Here is a 5,439-nt window from a genome sequence, read left to right on the forward strand (position 1 = left end):
CATCGCCCACGGCGCCCAGTCGGTGAAGGAGGTGTCGCCCGGGTGCCGGGGGATACGGTGGCAGGTCCTGGCCGGCATCGCCACGATCGAATCGGACAATAACTGATCGTTTCAGAATGACGTGCGGAGTCGTCGGAGGCAGATAATGCTGCAGGCGAGTTCCAAGAGGCCCTGGTGGAGGTCGGCGCGGCGTTCGTAGCGGATCCGCAGTCGTTTGAACTGGTGAAGCCAGGCGAAGGTGCGCTCGACGACCCAGCGGGTCTTGCCCAGGCCGGAGCCGTGGGCGACGCCGCGCCGCGCGATGAGCGGCTTTATGCCGCGCTGCCACAGCAGCCGGCGGTACTTGTCGTAGTCGTAGCCCCGGTCGGCGAACAGGCGCTTGGGCTTGCTCCGCGGACGTCCCCGCAGACCCCGTATTCGCGGGATCGCGTCGAGCAGCGGCATCAGCTGCGTGACGTCATGCCGGTTCCCGCCGGTCACGGACACGGCCAGCGGGGTGCCGCGGCGGTCGACGATCAAGTGGTGCTTGGAGCCGGGGCGGGCCCGGTCGACCGGCGAAGGCCCGACGTGATCCCCCCTAATCCAGTGCGTAAGCAGACGGCCCAGGACCATGCAACGACCCGGGGCAGCTGCTCGCACAGGACAGCGAATGCCTGGATCCCCCCTGGCCGACCAGGCCTCCTCAAAGAGCGGCATCGCTGTCCTGTGCGGGGTCCGCAGTGATGACGCGGGCGCCGGGCTGATGCCTCGGTTTCCCCGGGCCCTTGAGGCTTCTGTCAAGAGCAGAGAGCCCGGCGTCTCCGTGGTCACCGCGAAACTCGCATGGACTGCTCGGACATTGATCGTCACGGCGCGAGCCCGCTCCAGGGTCGACCTCTTGATCATCCGCGAGCCCACGAGCTCTGCAGAAGATCGAGCCCCTGGAGTGCGCTGGTGTCGCGAACGGCTACTGAGATGGCGGACCAACGAGTCCTTGGATTAGGGCGCCGCGTGACCCGCATGTGCTCGTGACCTGCATAAACGGACGGATCTTGGAGGACCGCTTGACCGTGTTCTGTGGCATCGACTGGGCAGAGCGCCACCACGACGTCGCCCTCGTCGACGAAGCCGGCACTCTGCTCGCCAAAGCCCGTATCACCGACGACGCGTCCGGCTACCACAAGCTCTTGGCCCTCCTCGCCGAACACGGCGACAGCCCCGAAGATCCGATACCGGTGGCCATCGAGACCAGCCACGGCCTCCTGGTGGCGACCCTGCGCACCGGCAGCCGCCGTGTCTTCGCGATCAACCCGCTCGCCGCCGCTCGCTACCGCGACCGCCACGGCGTCAGCCGCAAGAAGTCCGACCCGGGCGACGCCTTGGTCTTGACGAACATCCTGCGCACCGACATGCACGCCCACCGACCCCTGCCGGCCCAATCCGAACTCGCCCAGGTCATTACCGTCCTGGCCCGCGCCCAGCAGGACGCCGTCTGGACTCGGCAACAGGTCGCCAACCAGGTCCGCTCGCTCCTGCGCGAGTACTACCCTGCTGCTCTGCTGGCCTTCCAGGGCAAGCAAGGCGGTCTGACCAGAGCTGACGCCCGCGTCATCCTCACTCTGGCGCCGACCTCCGGCCAAGGCCGCGAAGCTCACCCTCGCCCAGCTGCGGGCTGCCCTCAAACGCAGTGGCCGCCTCCGCAGCGGCGACGCGCAGGCCGAGCGGCTCCGGGACGTCTTCCGCGCTGAGTATGCCCACCAGCTCCCCGGTGTCGAGGACGCCTTCGGCCACCAGCTCCTGGCCCTGCTCAAGCTGCTGGACGCCGCCTGCCAGGCCGCGGACGATCTCGCGGAGGCGGCCACAGCCGCCTTTCACCAGCACGCCGACAGCGAGATCCTGCTCAGCTTCCCCGGCCTGGGGCCCATGCTCGGGGCCCGCGTGCTCGCCGAGCTGGGCGACGACCGGGCACGGTTCCCCGACGCGAGGGCGCTGAAGTCGTACGCCGGATCCGCGCCCATCACTCGGGCCTCCGGCAAGAAGCGTTTCGTCGGCCGCCGGTTCGTCAAGAACAATCGCCTCATCAACGCCGGCTTCCTCTGGGCCTTCGCCGCCCTCACCGCCTCACCGGGAGCGAACGCGCACTACCGGCGCCGACGCGAGCATGGTGATTGGCATGCCGCCGCACAAAGGCACTTGCTGAACCGCTTCCTCGGCCAGCTCCATCACTGCCTCAAGACCCGACAGCAATTTGACGAACAGCACGCCTTCGCACCGCTCCTGTCACCCCCAACCGGATGGCGTCCCGCCAAGTGGTGTAGCCGATCAAGCTGGCGGAATCCCCAGGTCGCATCCCGAATCGCTGTCGCCGGAGGCCGTGTTGAGGCCCCCGAGCCGGGACCAGCGGTGATCGCACGACGGCGCGCAGGGGCACGTGCCGGACGCCTCCGAAGCGGAGGCGACGGACCGTGATCGGCTACACCACGACGGGAGACACGACCCCCAACCGAGCAGGCGGCTTGATTTCATAGCCCCCTGAGATGTCTTTGAGGGCTCTGACATGGGAGCCATCAATCGCGCAGTCGTCCATCTCGAGCAAGCCGGTCTTGCGTAGTTCGGCAAGGAGCTCCGCGTGCAGTCGGGGCCAGACACCGGCTTCGGTCCAGTCCCGCAGTCGGCGCCAGGCGGTAACGCCCGAGCAGCCCACCACGCCGGCGGGCACGTCCCGCCAGGCCACCCCCTTGCGCAGCACGTAGACAATGCCCGCCAGTGCAACACGGTCAGGCACCCGAAGCCGACCTGGGTGCCGGTGCCTTCGCTCGGGTTGCGGCGGCAGCAGCGGGGCCATGCGCTCCCACAGGTCATCCGGGACAAGATCATCAGACACCCCGCAGACCTTGCCGACGAAGATCATTAACATCCAGCCGACACGCCGACCTCATTCTGAAACGATCAGTTAGACCGTAGCGGGCGAGTCGGACAGCGGACCGAGGGCTGTAGTCCAGTCTTCTGGCCGGCTTGGCCGTAACACTGCGGGCTTGGGCGGGCCCACAGAAAAGTTCGGGGTCTATGAGAAGCCCACTCCAGCTTCCCAAACGGAGAGATTCCCTCTTGCGAGTTATTGCTATGGTATGTGGCGAATAGAGATGATCAAGGAGTGTCCGCGCCTTCTAAGACATGACGGATCGCCACATCGACGCCTGCTGGCCGACCGGCTACTCCGATCACTTGGGCTGCGGGGCGAGGTTGATACCAACACGAAGGGCATCACCGATATGGGGATCTTCAGAAGACTGCTGTACCGGATGGGAGCGTTGACCGTTGGCACGCACACGGTCCTCGCGTCAGGTGTGCTGGTCACACCAGTGACGGCGCAAGCCGCACCGCCGGGGCGCGTGTGCATGCTCCTTGCTCCGCAGGGGGCCTACGGGCATGGGCACGCGGCTTTCGCCGTCAAGGTGCGCGGGGAAGCGAACCACTGGATCTACGGCTCGTTCGGCAGTAGCAACGACGGGCCAATGGCGGGCTGGATCAACGGCGGCACCTGGCAGAAAGCCAGGGCACGCTTCGTGTCCGTACGGGACAGGGACAACAACAACGCGAGGTACTTTTGAGGCTATGCGATCCTACCTTGTTCGTGGGTTGGACGGGCCGTCGTAGGGTCCAGAGACCCAGAGACACCGGGTATGGCTTCTATGCGGTTGCCCTCGATGGTTCCACTCACCTGGCCGCCCGGCGTCTCACGACGACTCGGCCGCTGATTAGGAGATGCGAACGCCTTCGAGCGGATCGCTGAGTAGGACCACGCCGGCGAGGTCGTCCGGAAGAACAGCATCGAACGACCGGAGGAACTGGTGGCCTGGATCTGGGCGGGTACGGAGGGGGCCGCAAGCGGGCCGAGGCGTCGAACATGGCCTGTTGGCGGCCCTGATGGGGCTGGTCGAGCCGGACGAGCGGGGTGATCCGCAGTCTGCGCTGCGGTGGACGACCAAGTCCCTGCGGCACCTGGCGGACGAGCTGGCCGGGCAGGGGTTTCGGGTGTCCGCGCCGACCGTGGGCCGTCTGCTCAGACAGGCGGGCTTCAGCCTGCAAGGCAAAGCCAAGACCCTGGAAGGCGTTCAGCACCCAGATCGGGACGCCCAATTCAAGTATCTCAATGAGCAGGTCATGGCCCATCAGGCGGCGGGTGAGCCGGTGATCAGCGTGGATACCAAGAAGCGCGAGCAGATCGGCCAGCTGCCCATGGCCGGGCGGGAGTGGCGCCCGAAGGGCGATCCGGTCCAGGTCGAGGACCACCACTTCTTCTTCAGCGGCCCAGGTGTCGAGCAGGCGATCCCGTACGGGATTTACGACCTTGACCGCAACACAGGCTGGGTCAACGTCGGCATCGACCACGACACCTCCGTCTTCGCGGTGGAGTCCATCTGCCGCTCGTGGACCGCCCGCGGCAGCCAGGATTACCCGACTGCGACCCGGCTACTGATCACCGCCGATGCAGGCGGCTCCAACGGCCACCGCTACCGGGAGCGAGCTGGCCGCGTTGGCCGCCGAGACGGGGCTTGCGATCACGGTCTGCCACTTCCCGCCGGGCACCCCGCCAAATCGCCCAGACCGAGCGCGTTTCCTACGAGCGCCGCGGCGGTGAACGCCAGCCAGGCACCCGCAAAGGCGTCTTCCCACAGAAATTCGGCAACCAGGAGCGCGTCGTCATCGCCCTCATCTACCTGCGGAAACTGTGCACCCTGGACGTCCTTGCTGACGCCTTGGGCGACGTGAGCAGGTCCTCCATCGGCAACGTCGTCCGCGAACTGCGGCCCCTCCTCAAACAAGCCGGCCACCTGCCGCCACCGGGAACCACCCGATACCGCACCGCAGCCGACCTCCTGGCCGCGACAACACTTTGATTCTTTACGGCTCCAGTGGGTGCGGCAACGCTGCCATGAAGCCCCAGGCAGGACGGCTCCGACGGCGTCGACGAGGCAGGCGTGGGCGTCGGAGACGACGAACTGGGCCCCGTTCAGGCCGCGGGCGATGAGCGAGCGCAGGAACGCCAGCCGGCTCCGTCCTCGGCGGTGGCGACGTCCAGGCCCAGGATCTCGCGGTGTCCGTCAGCGTTGACGCCGACCGCGATCAGCGCGTGGAGCTTTCTTTCCGGGAAGGCTCGGTGGTGCGGTGGTGCGGGTTTTGGCCTGGAAAGGCTGAAATTAGCGCGCTTGTCGTCCGTCTTTCGCTTCCCGTGTTTGGGCGTCATCGTTCGATTATGTGCCGTGGATTTTCTATACGCGGGGTTCTTGGCGGGTTATGGGGTCCTGGACTGTGATTGCGGTGTCTGTGGGATTGGCGGATATGGTGCTGTGTTGGCCGTGCTTGCTGTGTCGTGCGTGGGGAGGGTGGGGCGTTGAGTATTAAGTTGCCGAGGGGGTTGGAGTGGCTTGCGCGGTTGGTGGTGGGGGAGAATTTTCC

1 protein-coding gene and 5 pseudogenes are annotated in these 5,439 nt (G+C 66.5%); 3 read left to right on the forward strand and 3 right to left on the reverse strand.

What is annotated here, in order from left to right:
- Positions 1–111: 111 nt before the first annotated feature.
- A pseudogene (locus PV350_RS44070) lies at positions 112–576 on the reverse strand (IS5 family transposase); the annotation flags it as partial.
- 452 nt (positions 577–1,028) lie between these two features.
- Between PV350_RS44070 and PV350_RS44075 the strand changes: the two are divergent.
- A pseudogene (locus PV350_RS44075) lies at positions 1,029–2,271 on the forward strand (IS110 family RNA-guided transposase); the annotation flags it as partial.
- Positions 2,272–2,521: 250 nt separating this feature from the next.
- Here the strand turns inward: PV350_RS44075 and PV350_RS44080 are convergent.
- Positions 2,522–2,863, reverse strand: a pseudogene (locus tag PV350_RS44080) (transposase); the annotation flags it as partial.
- Positions 2,864–3,251: 388 nt separating this feature from the next.
- Between PV350_RS44080 and PV350_RS44085 the strand changes: the two are divergent.
- Both PV350_RS44085 and PV350_RS44090 read left to right on the forward strand, forming a co-directional pair.
- Positions 3,252–3,590, forward strand: coding sequence for a hypothetical protein (locus PV350_RS44085; RefSeq protein ID WP_500338999.1), 339 nt, complete (start codon positions 3,252–3,254; stop codon positions 3,588–3,590).
- A gap of 253 nt (positions 3,591–3,843) precedes the next feature.
- Positions 3,844–4,570, forward strand: a pseudogene (locus PV350_RS44090) (ISAzo13 family transposase); the annotation flags it as partial.
- A gap of 319 nt (positions 4,571–4,889) precedes the next feature.
- On the opposite strand, the pseudogene PV350_RS44095 reads toward PV350_RS44090, so the two are convergent.
- Positions 4,890–5,119, reverse strand: a pseudogene (locus tag PV350_RS44095) (transposase); the annotation flags it as partial.
- Positions 5,120–5,439 lie beyond the last annotated feature (320 nt).

Origin of the sequence: Streptomyces sp. PA03-6a, assembly GCF_033792765.1 — a bacterium.
Taxonomy (GTDB): Bacteria; Actinomycetota; Actinomycetes; order Streptomycetales; family Streptomycetaceae; genus Actinacidiphila.

Coding starts and splice junctions, on each gene's coding strand:
- PV350_RS44085 (WP_500338999.1), top strand. CDS start 3,252: ATGGGGATCTTCAGAAGACTGCTGTACCGGATGGGAGCGTTGACCGTT.